The organism is Planococcus soli (assembly GCF_016881065.1).
In the GTDB taxonomy this organism is placed as follows: Bacteria; Bacillota; Bacilli; order Bacillales_A; family Planococcaceae; genus Planococcus; species Planococcus soli.
In genome coordinates this window covers 228163-242654 of the sequence record NZ_WXYN01000016.1, presented here as the reverse complement: position 1 = coordinate 242654, position 14492 = coordinate 228163, and the positions used below count along the sequence as shown (strand labels likewise).

The window sequence follows — 14492 nt, the reverse complement described above, 5'->3', positions numbered from 1 at the left end:
CTTTTATAATCTTTTAGTGAATGAACAAATATTTATCTGAGCTAGTGAGAAAAAATCGCTCCAGGCGGACGCTGGTTTGTGCAATACCCACAGCAAAATAATATCGATTTAAAAATTGTTCAAATTAACCCAATCCAATTCCACCAGGTAGCAGCTACAAGAACCGTTGCTGCCATTGAAATGATGGTGGCGTATAGGCCGGGTTTTAAAAAATCCTTCTGTGAAATCATCCCCGTGCTATGGGCAATCAGGTTCGGCATGGATTCAACGATCAAGACAAAGCCGAAAAGACAGGTCAAGCCTGTGGTAAAAGAGATCGCCAGCGGATTGATGCCGGCATTTTGGGCAACGCTTATAACGATCGGCACCAGCACAACAACGGCAGTGGCCACATTGGAAATCATTTTATGAAAAATTTGAGCCAGAATAATGACGATCACTACGGCGGTAAATGGATTTTGGATAAGCTGCATAAACCAGCCGACACTCAAATACTGGCTGATAGTGGTTGCCGCGCCTGAATCTACGAACGTGTACCCCATAGATAACGTAACGCTGATCAATAAAACGGTATTATAGTTGATGCGGACGACAGGCTCCCAGGCAGCGACGCCGATAATGGGCAAAGTCATCAGCACTACGCCAGCCAGTGCAGGAACGCTCGGGTGCAGTCCATGAAGAGGTTCTGTCAGCCAAAAAATTACAATCGCCAGCAGAATGGCCAAACAACGGATTTCCCTGGCGTTGATGGGACCCAATTCCTCCAGCTTTCCCGTCATTTCATCTTTGATTGCAGGAAAATATCGCTGTTCTTCAGGCAATGGAAAAACTTTTAACAGCATAAGCCATATTGCCGGAATCAATATCAGCCAAATTGGAAATGTATAGTAAAACCATTGAAAGTATGTGATATTGATTCCTGCAAAACGATTGAGCAGTTCTACTGTCAAAATATTGCCGATTGCCGCAGTCATGACAGATGTTCCGCTGATAATGCCGCCGAAAGCGACACCGAGCATAATCATTTTCCGCAAATTACCACCGGGCTCAGCATGAGTCGTTTCAATGATCATGGTTGAAACCGGAAGGATCAGCGCAGACCGGACAGCGGTAGAGGGAATAAAAAAGGCCTGAATCTGCTGAATGATGATGATGCTCCCGAGCAAGCCCGCTGAACGGCTGCCCCATTTTTTTAGTATTGTATAGCTCATCCGTTTGATAAGTGCAGTTTCGTTGACCGCAGTGGCGAGCATCATGCCTCCGACAATGAGATACGTTGCAGGAGATGAAAACCCGCTGAAGATCACCGACGTATCTGCGATGCCGAATAACAGCATCAGCAAGAGGATAATCAATGCTGTCAGTCCAATCGGTATCGGCTCTAATGACCACAAGATAATCCCGAGCGTAATGATGCTCGTCATCACTTTTGCTTCGTAGGAAAACTCATTGGGCAATAAAAAATAGGCAGCAAGGAAACCCAAAATCGCTATTCCTATAAACAAGAGTGTTCTCCTGTTTTCCGCCGGATTGTTTTTCATGTTGCCTTCCCTCCCCTTCACAGCCGACAACTTTCCTTTGAAACAGAGAGAATCGATTTCTATTTTTCCTAAGCCGCGTAGCAGATCCAACCCCCAAAATGGTTGGTCCTGAAGAAATTGGCTACCCTGTGGAATCCTGAATCCTTCAACAATGTACGAATTTGGGATTCAGAAATCGACGATTCGGTCAGCGTTCCTTTCATCAGGTTCTCTACTTGCTGTTCTGGCAGATTTGTCATGTCCAGCCAATAATTTTTCCACAGGGCCACCAGCTCTTTAAATTCGGGATCATTCGGGTCGCCGAATTTGCTAACCAGGACAAAAGGTGCACCAGGATCCAAGTGGCTTCTTATTTTCATCAGCAATGCCCTTTTCTCTTCCATTTCAGGGACAAAATGCAGCACCAGTATGCAAGTCGCACCATCAAAACGTTTTTCTGTCGGCACATCCATTACGGTGCCATTCACCCATTCGATGCGCTCTTCAATTTCTGCATGCACTGCTTTGGCTTTTGCGGCTTCCAGCATGGCTTTTGCAGGATCGACAGCTGTAAAGCGCCAGCCGGGATTCGGCACACCAAAAGCTTTTAATTCATTTCCTCCACCGCAGCCGACCACCAACACTTCAGCCTGCTCTTTTAGCGCATAGCGAAGAAAGGTTTGTGACAGGCGCAGCATCGGATCATAAGTTGGCAACGTCCGCCGGACCCCTTTATCGTATTCAGTCGCAATTTCCTGATTGAACTCCATTTTCTCCGCCATTTCTACGCCTCCGATCAAGCCATCAAAAATTTATTTTCCAATCGTCAACAGCAAGCCTTATCCGGGAAATAACAGCCGCCTGCCGTATGAATATAAACCCTATCATCAGTTGTCCCGATACCGTAGAGGTCACCCAACCGCAACGGCACGTTCGCAATGACCGCCTTGCTTATCATTGGCAATGATAAGTTTATGTATTTTATGGGGATACAGGTTAGATCCATCGTCTGTCACGAAATTTTTCGGGTCTTACTGGTTTTTCATCTTTATGACATCTGTAGTAGTCGCTAATGCCGGGGTCTTCATTTTACTGAAATCTATATAACCGTTCCCGATAGGACTGCTGATTGGCATTGTTTTCATTGTGTTCATCTTTTTTGGGGGGTATGGTATTGCCTAAAGACTGCCGTACTGCAAAATCTTTTTAGCTTTTTTATACACGGGATAATCGACAAACTGACCAGCTATTTTAATCGAAGCGACACCATTTTTTTCAGCTTTTTCAAATCCCTCAACAATTTCTCTCGCTAGCGCGAGTTCTTCTTTTGACGGTGAAAATACTTGATGGACAATAGCCAATTGTTTCGGATGAATGACCAGCTTTGCTTTAAAGCCCAGTTGCTTTGCGAAAATCGTTTGTTTTTTCAGTCCTTCTTCATCACTTAAATCCGGATATACAGCATCGATTGGCAATCCTTTTCCTGCTGCCTTTGATGCAATGACCAACTGCGAACGGGCAAACAGCAATTCAAGTCCTTCCGGAGTCAGCTCGCAGCCGATGTCCAGTGAAAAGTCGATGGATCCGAAAGCCAATACGGAAACCATAGGGTCAGCAGAGGCGATGGCAAACGCGAACTGCACACCTTTTGCGCTTTCTACTAACGGAATCAATTCAAAAGCTTTATCTTTGCCGCCGCTGATTTGCCGTATTTTGTCTGCGACTTTTTGAACTCCATGCTCATCTTCCGCTTTTGGTAGCATGATACCTGTGGCTCCACCATTGATTGCAGTTTCCAAATCAGCTTCCCAAAAAGCAGTATCCAGAGCGTTGATGCGGACGATGATTTTTTGTTCCTGATTATGGGCTTTCAATGCTTCTTTCATTACTTTTCTTGCCGTTTCCTTTTCGGATAAAGCTACTGCATCCTCTAAGTCCACGATGACAACATCAGCCGCGGATGAGACCGCTTTCTTTATTAATGCAAGATCGGTAGCCGGTACAAATAAGTAGGAGCGTGATGCATCCATTGCGCTCACTCCATTCTTTGGATATTGGATACAATATGTGTTTAGCTCTATCTTACTAAATAATTCAAATCCTGTAAATTGATTTCAGAAAATTTCGTTCTTTTCAAAATGGCAGACCCTGCTTTTTTCAGCAGGGCAACTATACTTATTTGTTTCGCAAATTGGTAATAATTTCGTCAGTCACTTCAGAGGTAGAAGAACTGCCTCCAATATCAGCTGTTTTGATGCCCGATTGCATAGAAGATTCAATAGCTTCGAGCAGCAGCGTACCCATTTCAAATTCTCCGAAATGGTCCAGCATCATTTTTGCAGTCCAGATTTGTCCAATGGGGTTGGCGATTCCTTTGCCAAAAATATCTGGCGCTGAGCCATGCACCGGTTCAAACATAGATGGATATTTGCCGTTCAGATTAATGTTTCCAGCAGGCGCTATTCCGATACTGCCCATTATGGCCGCACCGATATCGCTTAGAATATCTCCAAATAAATTGCTGGCCACCACGACATCCATCGTCTGCGGCTTGGTGATGAAGAAAGCCGAAAGCGCATCAATATGCTCGCTGTTTGTTTGGACATTCTTATAATTCGACGAGACTTCTTTAAAGACCTCATCCCAAAATGGCATCGAATGAACAATTCCATTCGATTTTGTTGCGCTGGTCACGCGCCCGCTACGTTGTTGGGCTAATTCAAATGCATATTGGATAACCCGGGAAACCCCTTTTTTTGTGAACACCGCGTTTTGGATGACAATTTCATCTTCTCCGCTGTGAACTCTGCCTCCAATACTGCTGTATTCCCCTTCGCTATTCTCACGGACGATCATGATGTCGAAATCCCTTGGATTTGCCAGGGGTGAGACAATTCCTTTTAGCTGTTTGGCGGGGCGGATGTTGATGACTTGTTCAAACTCTCTGCGAATTTTCAGCAGCAAGCCACCGAGCGAGATATGATCGGCCACCAACGCGGGATCTCCAACAGCCCCCAGGAAAACTGCATCACTTTGTGTGAGTTGGCTTAAGCCGTCTTTCGGCATCATTTCTCCATGTTCCACATAATACTCCGAGCTCCACGGATGGTGCGTCGAATTGAACTTCAACCCGCCGTGAATCTCTGCTATTATATCCAGAACTCGCAACGCCTCAGGCACGACTTCTTTTCCGATGCCATCTCCTGGGATGACTGCTAACTCCATTTGCTTCATACAGCTTGCCCCTTTCTGCTTATCGAACTTCATACGTACAAGACTTTTATTCTTTCCTCATCATTTCAATTAAGTTTTCTTTGGTTCTTAAAATATGCTTTTCCGTAATTCTTCTTAATTGAATTTCGTCTTTCTGTTTTACATATTCCAGCATTAGGCGATGTTCTTCATGAGAATCTTCCAAGTGGTTCGACAAAAGACTTGGTGTATAAGGAGGTATCCCTTTCCATAAGGTTTCGATAAAACCTTGAATCCGTCTCCAGGGACAGCTTTCCCTTAAAATCCGGTGGAACTCTGAGTTCAGCTTCATAAAAACTTCAACATCGTTTTCATCAGCTTTCAGTTTGATCATTGCATGGTAAAGATCTTCAAGCTCCTGTATTTCTTCATTTCCCAAATAAGGAAGTGATTTTACTACGGCCTGGCCTTCCAGAAGGGCCCTCAATTGATAGATCTCTTCGATATCTTCAACAGAAATCGGCGTCACCACGGCACCTCTTCTGGGTTCAATCCTAACCAAACCTTCCACTTCCAGCTGACGCAGCGCTTCTCTAAGAGGCATGCGGCTGACGCCCAATTTTTGGGCCCACTCCTCCTGCATTAACCGCTCGCCCATTTTAAACTCACCTTTGAGGATCAATTCCCTCAGTTTATTTGTCACTTTGTACTGCAACGTGGCCCTATCCTGTTCTGTTAATTTAAATTTCTCCATATGGCACCCCTTAAATACGTTTCCTTTTAGATATAGGAAAGAATACTTGTATTTTACCATTAAAGACCACCTTCGAGTATGAGAGTAGCTAGGATCCTTTGATTTCCACGGAGAACATTTCTTCGATATATTTTACTATGGCTGTATGATCCTGGTCACCGCCACCTTGGGACCACGCATGTTTCCAAAGCTGGAACGATGCGCTGGAAATGAACATTGGCACCTTTTCCTCTTCCGCCATCGCCATGGCGATCTTCAGATCTTTGACCATCAAATCCAAGGTAAAGCCGACTTCAAATTTCCGGGTCAGCACTTGATTTGGAAATTTAAAGTCACTGGAAAAGCTTCTGCCGGTGCTCGCGTTAATGACATTCAGCATTTTCTCAGGGTCAAGGCCCAGTTTAACGCCAAGCGCCATTGCTTCTCCAGTCGCCGCTAAAGTGGTTGCGGAGATCATGTTATTCAGTGCCTTGATCGTGTGTCCCGCTCCTGCTTCTCCGACATGAAAAATATTGGAACCCAGACATTGAAGCAGCGGTTTAGCTCTTTCGAAATCTGCTTCTTCGCCGCCGACCATGATAGACAAAGTTCCTTCTTCCGCCTTTTTGACGCCTCCACTCACGGGAGCATCAATCATCTTCAGTCCTTTTTCTTTCAGCAAAGCACTCAGTTCTTTTGTCACAGAAGGAATCGATGTTGTCATCTCGATCAGCAAGCTATCGGAATTCATGCCTTCCATCAACCCTTCCGGACTCGTCAGTGTTTCTTTGACAATAAAAACATTCGGCAAAACCGTCAGAACGTATGGATAGTTCCTTGCTAAATCAGCGGGGCTTGTTGCTTCTTTTGCCCCCATCTCTACAAATTTCCGGACAAAGTCTTTATTGAGGTCGAAAACGCCGACCTCCACCCCTTGCTCCAGCAGTCTTTTCACCATACGGCCACCCATATTGCCCAATCCGATAATTCCTGCTTTCATCTTTGCGGCCCCCTTGGATACCTCTATTGCTTATATTTTGCGACTCCGTCTTTGTAGATGTCACCGCCATGAATATCATTGATCACAAATACCGGAAAATCTTCAATAGTCAATTTCCGGATGGCCTCTGTCCCCAAATCTTCATAGGCCACCACTTCCGCCCTTTTGATCGAGCGGGCAATCAATGCAGCAGCCCCACCAACAGCTCCAAAATAAACCGCATTGTGCTTCAGCATAGAAGCGATGACTTCTTCACTTCGATAGCCTTTTCCAATCATTCCCTTTAAGCCTTTTTCGAGAAGCGCCGGTGTATACAAATCCATTCGGCCGCTTGTTGTTGGCCCTGCAGAACCGATCACTTCGCCAGGTTTTGCAGGAGTCGGCCCTGTATAATATAAAACCTGTCCATTCAGTTCAACAGGCAGTGGTGTTCCTTCTTTTTCCTGTTCCACCATTCGCTTGTGGGCTGCATCCCGCGCGGTGTAAACTACACCAGAAAGCAAGACACGGTCTCCTGCTTTCAGCGATTCAATATCTTCGTCGCGTAAAGGCAGGCGGATTTTCTTCTGCATATCCATTCACCTCATTTCATTACGATCGTTTGGTGGCGGCTGGCGTGGCAATTCAGGTTGACGGCCACCGGCAACGCCGCAATATGGCAGGACTCCAGTTCCACTTTAACGTCCAGGGCAGTTGTGCTGCCGCCCATGCCCTGAGGACCGATGCCTAGCCGGTTGATTTGTTCCATCAATTCCAGTTCAAGTTCTGCAACTGCCGGATCTTCATGGCGGACACCCAGCGGCCGGAACAATGATTTTTTCGCCAAAAAAGCACAGCGCTCAAAATTGCCGCCGATGCCGATGCCGACGACCAGCGGCGGACAGGCATTTGGCCCTGCTTCTTTAACGATGGATAAAATGTATTCCTTGACCCCTTCCATGCCATCAGACGGCTTCAGCATTTTCAATGCACTCATGTTTTCTGCTCCGCCGCCTTTAGCTGTCATATGAAGCGTCAATTCTTCTCCTTCAACCAAGTCAATATGGACAATGGCTGGCGTGTTGTTTCCTGTATTTTTCCGGTTCATCGGATTGTAGACCATGGAATTTCTTAAATAGCCTTCACCATACCCTTTTTCTACGCCTTCATTAATGGCATCCACCAATCTCCCCCCGGCAATGTGGCAATCCTGGCCCACTTCTACCATGAAGACCGCCGTTCCGGTATCCTGGCACATGGGCACTCTTTCTGCCTTGGCAATGTCGGCGTTATCAATCAGCTGGGTCAGCACTTCCTTGCCGGTTTCCGAGCGTTCTGTCTGCAATGCTTGCTTAAACGCCGAATACACATCTTCCCCAAGATTGTAATTGGATTCCATACACATGGTTTTTACTTCTTCCACAATTTTTTCATATGCAATCTCTTTCATCCTTCTCCCTCCTTTCTTTTTGGTGATCCACTGATATAAAAGGTGCCCAGCGCTTTTGCCACCAATTTTCCCGAATCATCGTGAATGGTGCACTCAGAAACAACAGTTGTTCTGCCTTGCCTTAAAATAAGAGGGGTTGCGACCAAACGGGAACCTTGGCCCTTCTCAATAAAGTTCACTTTCAGTTCCAGAGTAAAGACCTTTTCTCCCGCTGTTAAATTCTGCAGAATGCTGAAGCCGATTGCGACGTCAGCCAACGTATAGATAGAACCGCCTTGCGCTACTCCGTAAGTATTTTCATTCTGAAACCCCAATGCCATTTCAGTCGTTCCGTCCTGATTTTGCACCATTCCTAAGAATCTCCCAAGCAAATGCATCGGCACAGCATTATCTGCCGAGCCAGCCTGTGGCTCCTGCAAAAGCGATAACAGGTAAGCAGCCTGCTCCAGTTCGGTTGAATTAAAGGTTTCCAATTGCTTTTGCAGATTTTCAACTTTTGTGGATTGCTCAATATTCCGTTTCATAGAAGCGCCCTCTTTGCATGAATTCTTTTAATTGAACGTTTTTGACTTTTATAGTGCGGCCATTAGATCGCTGATATTCTCAGTAGATTCCAAGTCCATTAAACTCTCCGCTAAAGCCTGCCGCTGTTTGGTTGGCAACTTCGTGGCCATCCCCATAAATTTTTCGAGCAGCTCTTCCGGTGTGACTGCATTTTCAGGATCGCCTTTTGGAAAATCGGTTTGTTTGTGGATCTTTTCCCCATTCTTTAACAGGACACTGACTGCCGCTCCCCATTGTTTCGGGTAGCTGCCATCAATTGCAGGGTCCACCTGGACATTTACTTTCTTTACCAATGACCGAACCCCTTCATCCCACAACTTATCCCCATTGAAATCTTCCAGGCTTGCACGCCCATTCAATAAGGCTAAGGCTGAGCAAAATTGCAGGCTGAATTTCGCTGCATATTCTGTTTGAGGATCTGCGTCATCGGTAATATTCAGGGCGACTTGATAAGAATCGACTTCCACCGATTCGATGTCTTCCAATGCCGGATGCTGTTCTTTGAATATATCAATCAATAAATCGACGGCATGATGCGTGTGCCGGCACGATGCATGGATTTTAAAAGAGTTCTCCAAAATTTTGAATTCTTGTCCAAGATTTTCCGTTATTCTTGAAACATCATGTTCTTCACTCATGGCGTTAAAAAAGCCCCGGTCGCCTTCGAGAATTTTCTTCGGTCCCGTAAAACCTTTTTGCGCCAATAAAGCAGCCATTGTCCCGTTCATTGCCGCTTTTCCTGTGTGCAGCTGCTTGGTCATGGCGCCATCTACGATAAATTCCCATAGCCCTGCTGCTTGCGACCCGGCATTTCCTAAGGCACTTACCAGCTCGTCTTCCGATAAACCGAGGAGCTTTCCGGCTGCTGTTACAGCCCCAAAAGTTCCGCAGGTCGCCGTATTGTGCCAGTAATAATAATGGGAAGGTGAGACCGCTTCCCCGATTCTGAAACAGACTTCATATCCTGCCACAACAGCAGTGATCAATTCTCTTCCGCTCAGTTCTTTCCACTCGGCAATTGCCAATGCTGCAGGAATGACGACTGTGGCCGCATGAATAATTGATCCTTTATGGATATCGTCCAGCTCCATAACGTGGCTTGCCGCCCCGTTTACCAAAGCCGCATTTATTGCACTGGATTTCCCACCGGTAAACAGCTTCGCCTGTTCATGGCCCCCCATCTCGTTCACAAGTTCACTGACCATTTGAACAGGCTTTTTATCTGATCCTGAAATCGCTGATCCGAAATAGTCGAGAATGCAAAGTTTTGTAAACGAAACGACCTCTTCCGGCAAATCTTCATATGAAAGCTCCAAGCTATATCTAGCCAAATGTCTGCTTAACTCCATTTCGGCTCCTCCTTCCACTGAAACGTCGAATGCCTCAGCTGTTTATCATTTCCCTTGCCAGTCCGGCTTTCGTTTTTCATTAAAGGCCAACACGCCTTCCAGGCGATCTTCTGAATTTGCACATTTATAATATTGATCCAGTTCAATCGACAGCGCTGTGTTAATATCCGTATGGAGCCCTGTAGAAATGGATTTTTTTATGGACTGCAAGGATAACGGTGCATTTTGTGCAATTTCCTTGGCGATTTCCAGCGTCTTCGGCATTAGTTCCTCTTTGGAATAAACACCGTTCAAAATTCCAGTTTCCAACGCCTTATTCGCATCTACCTGATTGCCTCTAAAAAGCATCTCTTTTGCCAAACCGACTGGAATGGCACGCGGCAGCAATTGCGTTCCGCCCACCCCTGGTATAATGCCCAGCTTAACTTCCGGCAAGCCCATCTTGGCGTGCGCGGCCGCGTAGCGAAGATCACAGCTCAGCAGCATCTCCATACCGCCACCTAAAGCAAAACCGTTGACTGCGGCAATGACCGGGAACTTGAAGTTCCGCAGCAATTCATAAGCATCCTCAAAAATGTCATGCTGCTGTTTCCATTGTGCATTGGTCATTCCTTTGCGTTCTTTTAAGTCCGCTCCCGCACAAAAGCTTTTTTCTCCTTTGGCGGTAAGCACCAACACACGCAAGCTTTTTTGCTGTTCGAGTGATGTCAGGCATTCAATCAATTCAACCGCCATTTTTGTATTCAGCGAATTCATCGCTTCAGGTCTGTTTAATTCAATTACATAGACATGTTCATCGCCATGCTCTTCATTTAAGATCAAGGTTTCCCAGTTGGTCATAGCAGTATCCTCCAAGTTTTCTTCTATAAGAATTGAACTAAGAACTTTCGTTTACATAAGCTATCTATTTTGCTGCCGGAACCGGGTATTTCCGGTCGTATGGCCCTGCCTTTAAGACATAGCCTGGTGTTGCGTGCTCCACAAGTTGTTGAAGCTTCTGTGAAGCCTCTATCAACCTTTCCAACGACAGTCCAGTGTCGATTCCCATGCTGTGCAGCATATGGACAACATCTTCTGTGCAGATATTGCCTGTTGCTCCTGGAGCAAATGGACAGCCGCCAAGTCCTCCTAAAGAAGCATCAAAACTCGTGATGCCCGCCTCGATTGCTCCCAGCATATTTGCCAATCCCATACCTCGCGTATTGTGAAAATGGAGGTTGAATGATTGTTCCGGAAATTTGTTCTTCAGCTCCGAAATCAGATCGTAAACTTGCTGTGGATTGGCCATGCCTGTTGTATCTGCCAGTGTGATGATTTCTATATGAAGCGGAGCCAACTGCTCAAGGATCCAGTGGATTCTTTCCTTTTTCACTTCGCCTTCAAACGGACAGCCAAAAGTTGTTGCAATCGACACACTCAATACCATGGCATGTTCCTCGCAGTAATCGACAATCTCTTTAAGTTCCACTAAAGATTCTTCCGTAGTTTTTTGGACGTTTTGCTGATTATGTGTATCGCTTGCCGAGAAAACAAAATTCACTTTTTTTACGCCTTTTTCCTGCGCGTTTTTTGCTCCTTTTAAATTCGGAATCAGTGCAATCAGCTTTAATTCCCCGGATGTCGGAGAAATCAACTCAAACAATTCACCGCTGTTAGCCATTTGCGGCACTAATTTTGGATGGACAAAAGAACCGAATTCAAGCGTCCCGATATTGGCTTTTACTAACAGATCAAACAAAGTTTTTTTCTCGTCTATCGTCAAAACCTTGTCTTCCAATTGCAAGCCGTCTCTTAATACCACTTCATTTATCTTAATGCTTTTAGGCAGATTCATTAAAATTCTCCTTAGTTTCAAAATTGATTGGTATAATTTTCTTAATGGTGTATATTGTACAGAAACAATATACACCTTTATTTACTTAACGATTGAAAGGAGAGAGTGTTTTGGAGATTTTCAATATTTTCTTGAATATCATTGTCCCCATTCTTATTTTGATTGGAATCGGAGCATTTTTGCATATAAAGTTTCATTTTGATTTGAACACATTGGCAAAAATTAATATCTATTATCTAGTTCCTGGATTGATTTTCATCCGGCTATACGAAACTGATTTGGCATGGGAAATGTTTTTTAAAGTATTGGTGTTTTTTATTTTTTTGTCTTTGTTATTGTATTTTGTATCCAAATTAATCAGTAAACTGTTTGGCTTCAGCAAAGGACTCCAAACCGCTTTTTCCCATAGTACTCTTTTTTACAACTCAGGCAACTATGGCATTTCCGTAAATGATTTGGCTTTTCGCCAGGATCCGATTGCGATGGCGGTTCAAGTATTGGTGCTTACTTTCCAGAATTTGCTGGTTTATTCTTACGGGATCATTAGTTTGCAGCGGCTGGATAAATCAAAAATCAAAGCTGCCGTCCCTTATTTTAAAATGCCGGTGCTTTATGCGATGTTTTTCGGTCTGATGCTGAATGCCTTTGACCTTACACTGCCGCAGTTCCTCTACACTCCAGGTTCATACATTGCAGATGCGTTAATCGCACTGGCACTTCTGACTTTGGGTGCACAGGTTGTTCAGTTGAATTTCTCCAAAAATATGTTCACGGTTTACTTAAGTGTAGGCGTCAGGCTTGTTATCAGCCCGCTTCTGGCTTTTTTCATCATTCAATTCCTAAACGTCGACGCCATTACAGCTCAAGCGATGTTTATCGCTTCGGCCGTCCCAAGTTCCGTAAACAGTGCCATTATTGCGCAGGAATACGAAAATGAAACTGCATTTGCTGCTCAAGCTGTTCTCGCCTCAACTATTTTCAGTGCTTTGTCCGTTACGATTGTAATTTTCCTATCGCGAATCCTTTTTGTTTAAGAGAATCTGGATCAGTTCTCCTTATCCATTTCATCAAATACTTCTTTTGCTGTCCTGAAGCTGTCAATCGCTGCCGGCACACCGCAGTAAATGGCCGTTTGCAGGAAGACTTCCTGTATGTCGTCTCTTGTTAAGCCATTATTGATAGCTCCTCTGACATGCAGTTTCAATTCGTGCGGCCGGTTCAATGCCGTGATCATGGCAAGATTCAGCATGCTCCGTGTTTTTTTGGACAACCCTGGGCGCGCCCAAACTTCCCCCCAGCAATACTCGGTCACCAATTCCTGCATAGGCATATTAAAATCCGTTGCATTTTGAATCGATTTATCCACGTATTCCGCACCCAGCACACTTCTGCGTATTTGGAGTCCCTGTTCAAACTTCTCTTTGTTCATATCCATTCTCCTGTCTGTAGGTTATTGGCTTTCTTAAACTGCTATGCACAATGATGCTTTTTCAAAAATTTAAACTGAAAAAAGTTGGCTAAAAAACAGCCAACTTTTTTAGTTCTCTTCAACTATTATTGGCCCGCCGCTTCACGTGCTGCTTCATATACATCCGCTCCGATTTGCTCTTCGAACTCATCATAGATAGGCTCCAATGCTGTCCGAAACTCTTCGATTTGTTCAGGCGTCAACTCAATGATTTCAACCAGCCCTCTTTCACGAATCAACTCAAGCGCTTCTTCGTTCAACGTGATTGCTTCCTCACGTGCCACCGCTGTTCCTTCATCCAATCCGGCCTGCACAATTTCTTTAGTTGCATCATTCATGCTTTCCCAGAACTCAGTGTTAGTGAAAACAGCATAATCTACGCGTGTATGGTTCATGATTGTCATATAGTCCTGAACCTCATCAAATTTCTTGGATTCAATATTGCTGAACGTATTTTCCTGACCCTCTACTACTCCTTGATCAAGCGCTGTGTAAAGCTCTCCAAACGGAATGGATTCTGAACCGGCACCCATAGCAGAATAAATTTCCTCAAGCACTTGCCCGCCTTGTGTACGGAATTTCAGTCCCTGGAAATCATCCGGCGAGTCAATTGGCCGTTCATTGTTGGTAATATGCTTACCGCCATTCGGCCACATGGAAAGTCCAAGCACACCATCGCCCTCAAGGCTTCCTAAGATCTCCTGCCCTTTTTCGCCATCCCAAAACTCTATTGCTTGCTCATCGGTCTCAAACATGAACGGCAGTGCAGGTACGTTGAATTGTGGATTGTTTCCGACAAATTTAGTCAAATCCGGTGCAATAAATTGAACGTTATTCGATGCCAGGTTCTGATACTCGTCTTGATCCCCAAATAACGAACTGTTTGGATAAATTTCAACCTCGATGGCTCCATCGGATTCCGTTTCAATATACTCTTTCATGGCCAACGCGCCTTGGTGCTTCGGTGTGTTTTCAGCTACAACGTGGGAAAACTTAATCGTCATTTCCTGAACACCGTCGCCGCTTTCCCCACCGCTCGCTGCCTCGTCACTGCCGCAAGCAGCCAATGCAAGTACGGACATTAAAAGAGATGCGGAAAAAATGTGCTTTTTCATAATTAAAGAACCCCCTATTGGTTTTTTTAATCTGAAGCATACTTAAAACATTTTTGTAAGGGCTTTCATTTTTAACTGCACCTTCCTTTCTTCCAGCCCTGTTCACCCGGCATACAAAAAATTTTAAGCTGATCTCCTTTAAGTGAATTTTGGATACAACTCACAACAAAATTAGCATAGAAGAAAAAGAATGTAAAGAAAAATTTAAATTTTCTATTTTTTAAATAAATACATTTTTAAAATTTCTTTAGTTAAGCATTACTTCATAATAGAATATCAAAAAGCATA

The 14492-nt window shown here is 44.6% G+C and carries 15 protein-coding genes; 1 reads left to right on the top strand and 14 read right to left on the bottom strand.

Going from position 1 to position 14492, the window contains the following annotated elements; translation table 11 throughout:
- Window positions 1-119: 119 nt before the first annotated feature.
- The 12 genes from GJB59_RS08925 to GJB59_RS08870 all read right to left on the bottom strand — a co-directional run bounded on the left by GJB59_RS08925 (window position 120) and on the right by GJB59_RS08870 (window position 11621).
- Window positions 120-1541: an SLC13 family permease gene (locus GJB59_RS08925; protein WP_142826915.1), complete on the bottom strand. Its 1422-nt coding sequence runs from the start codon at window positions 1539-1541 to the stop codon at window positions 120-122.
- A gap of 68 nt (window positions 1542-1609) precedes the next feature.
- Window positions 1610-2302 carry a class I SAM-dependent methyltransferase gene (locus tag GJB59_RS08920; RefSeq protein WP_236015535.1) on the bottom strand — a complete coding sequence of 231 codons (693 nt, stop codon included), beginning with the start codon at window positions 2300-2302 and terminating at the stop codon, window positions 1610-1612.
- Window positions 2303-2698: 396 nt separating this feature from the next.
- Window positions 2699-3550 carry an HpcH/HpaI aldolase/citrate lyase family protein gene (locus tag GJB59_RS08915; RefSeq protein ID WP_142826914.1) on the bottom strand — a complete coding sequence of 284 codons (852 nt, stop codon included), beginning with the start codon at window positions 3548-3550 and terminating at the stop codon, window positions 2699-2701.
- A 145-nt stretch (window positions 3551-3695) separates the two neighbouring features.
- A complete protein-coding gene (locus GJB59_RS08910) occupies window positions 3696-4754 on the bottom strand; it encodes a tartrate dehydrogenase (RefSeq protein WP_142826913.1) in 1059 nt (352 codons plus the stop codon).
- Window positions 4755-4800: 46 nt separating this feature from the next.
- A complete protein-coding gene (locus tag GJB59_RS08905; protein ID WP_142826912.1) occupies window positions 4801-5466 on the bottom strand; it encodes a GntR family transcriptional regulator in 666 nt (221 codons plus the stop codon).
- An 88-nt stretch (window positions 5467-5554) separates the two neighbouring features.
- Window positions 5555-6445, bottom strand: coding sequence for an NAD(P)-dependent oxidoreductase (locus GJB59_RS08900; RefSeq protein ID WP_142826911.1), 891 nt, complete (start codon window positions 6443-6445; stop codon window positions 5555-5557).
- A gap of 23 nt (window positions 6446-6468) precedes the next feature.
- Window positions 6469-7017 (bottom strand): Fe-S-containing hydro-lyase, encoded by a 549-nt coding sequence (locus GJB59_RS08895; protein WP_142826910.1) that lies wholly within the window; start codon window positions 7015-7017, stop codon window positions 6469-6471.
- 11 nt (window positions 7018-7028) lie between these two features.
- On the bottom strand, window positions 7029-7874 hold the full coding sequence (locus GJB59_RS08890) for a fumarate hydratase (RefSeq protein ID WP_142826909.1): 846 nt from the start codon (window positions 7872-7874) through the stop codon (window positions 7029-7031).
- The gene (locus GJB59_RS08885; protein WP_142826908.1) at window positions 7871-8398 is read right to left on the bottom strand and encodes a PaaI family thioesterase; all 528 of its coding nucleotides are present in this window, start codon (window positions 8396-8398) and stop codon (window positions 7871-7873) included. Before GJB59_RS08885 ends, GJB59_RS08890 begins: the two co-directional genes overlap by 4 nt.
- A 48-nt stretch (window positions 8399-8446) precedes the next feature.
- Complete coding sequence (locus GJB59_RS08880; RefSeq protein ID WP_142826907.1) at window positions 8447-9787, bottom strand: MmgE/PrpD family protein; 1341 nt, start codon at window positions 9785-9787, stop codon at window positions 8447-8449.
- A gap of 45 nt (window positions 9788-9832) precedes the next feature.
- A complete protein-coding gene (locus GJB59_RS08875; RefSeq protein ID WP_142826906.1) occupies window positions 9833-10627 on the bottom strand; it encodes an enoyl-CoA hydratase/isomerase family protein in 795 nt (264 codons plus the stop codon).
- Window positions 10628-10691: 64 nt separating this feature from the next.
- Complete coding sequence (locus GJB59_RS08870) at window positions 10692-11621, bottom strand: hydroxymethylglutaryl-CoA lyase (RefSeq protein WP_142826905.1); 930 nt, start codon at window positions 11619-11621, stop codon at window positions 10692-10694.
- 110 nt (window positions 11622-11731) lie between these two features.
- On the opposite strand from GJB59_RS08870, the gene GJB59_RS08865 reads away from it, so the two are divergent.
- A complete protein-coding gene (locus tag GJB59_RS08865; RefSeq protein ID WP_142826904.1) occupies window positions 11732-12655 on the top strand; it encodes an AEC family transporter in 924 nt (307 codons plus the stop codon).
- 11 nt (window positions 12656-12666) lie between these two features.
- Here the strand turns inward: GJB59_RS08865 and pcaC are convergent, their stop codons facing one another.
- On the bottom strand, window positions 12667-13050 hold the full coding sequence (pcaC, locus tag GJB59_RS08860) for a 4-carboxymuconolactone decarboxylase (RefSeq protein ID WP_142826903.1): 384 nt from the start codon (window positions 13048-13050) through the stop codon (window positions 12667-12669).
- A gap of 125 nt (window positions 13051-13175) precedes the next feature.
- Entirely contained in the window at window positions 13176-14204 is a 1029-nt protein-coding gene (locus tag GJB59_RS08855; RefSeq protein ID WP_142826902.1) for a DctP family TRAP transporter solute-binding subunit, read from the bottom strand.
- Window positions 14205-14492 lie beyond the last annotated feature (288 nt).

Coding starts and splice junctions, on each gene's coding strand:
- GJB59_RS08925 (WP_142826915.1), bottom strand. CDS start 1,541: ATGAAAAACAATCCGGCGGAAAACAGGAGAACACTCTTGTTTATAGGA.
- GJB59_RS08920 (WP_236015535.1), bottom strand. CDS start 2,302: ATGGCGGAGAAAATGGAGTTCAATCAGGAAATTGCGACTGAATACGAT.
- GJB59_RS08915 (WP_142826914.1), bottom strand. CDS start 3,550: ATGGATGCATCACGCTCCTACTTATTTGTACCGGCTACCGATCTTGCA.
- GJB59_RS08910 (WP_142826913.1), bottom strand. CDS start 4,754: ATGAAGCAAATGGAGTTAGCAGTCATCCCAGGAGATGGCATCGGAAAA.
- GJB59_RS08905 (WP_142826912.1), bottom strand. CDS start 5,466: ATGGAGAAATTTAAATTAACAGAACAGGATAGGGCCACGTTGCAGTAC.
- GJB59_RS08900 (WP_142826911.1), bottom strand. CDS start 6,445: ATGAAAGCAGGAATTATCGGATTGGGCAATATGGGTGGCCGTATGGTG.
- GJB59_RS08895 (WP_142826910.1), bottom strand. CDS start 7,017: ATGCAGAAGAAAATCCGCCTGCCTTTACGCGACGAAGATATTGAATCG.
- GJB59_RS08890 (WP_142826909.1), bottom strand. CDS start 7,874: ATGAAAGAGATTGCATATGAAAAAATTGTGGAAGAAGTAAAAACCATG.
- GJB59_RS08885 (WP_142826908.1), bottom strand. CDS start 8,398: ATGAAACGGAATATTGAGCAATCCACAAAAGTTGAAAATCTGCAAAAG.
- GJB59_RS08880 (WP_142826907.1), bottom strand. CDS start 9,787: ATGGAGTTAAGCAGACATTTGGCTAGATATAGCTTGGAGCTTTCATAT.
- GJB59_RS08875 (WP_142826906.1), bottom strand. CDS start 10,627: ATGACCAACTGGGAAACCTTGATCTTAAATGAAGAGCATGGCGATGAA.
- GJB59_RS08870 (WP_142826905.1), bottom strand. CDS start 11,621: ATGAATCTGCCTAAAAGCATTAAGATAAATGAAGTGGTATTAAGAGAC.
- pcaC (WP_142826903.1), bottom strand. CDS start 13,050: ATGAACAAAGAGAAGTTTGAACAGGGACTCCAAATACGCAGAAGTGTG.
- GJB59_RS08855 (WP_142826902.1), bottom strand. CDS start 14,204: ATGAAAAAGCACATTTTTTCCGCATCTCTTTTAATGTCCGTACTTGCA.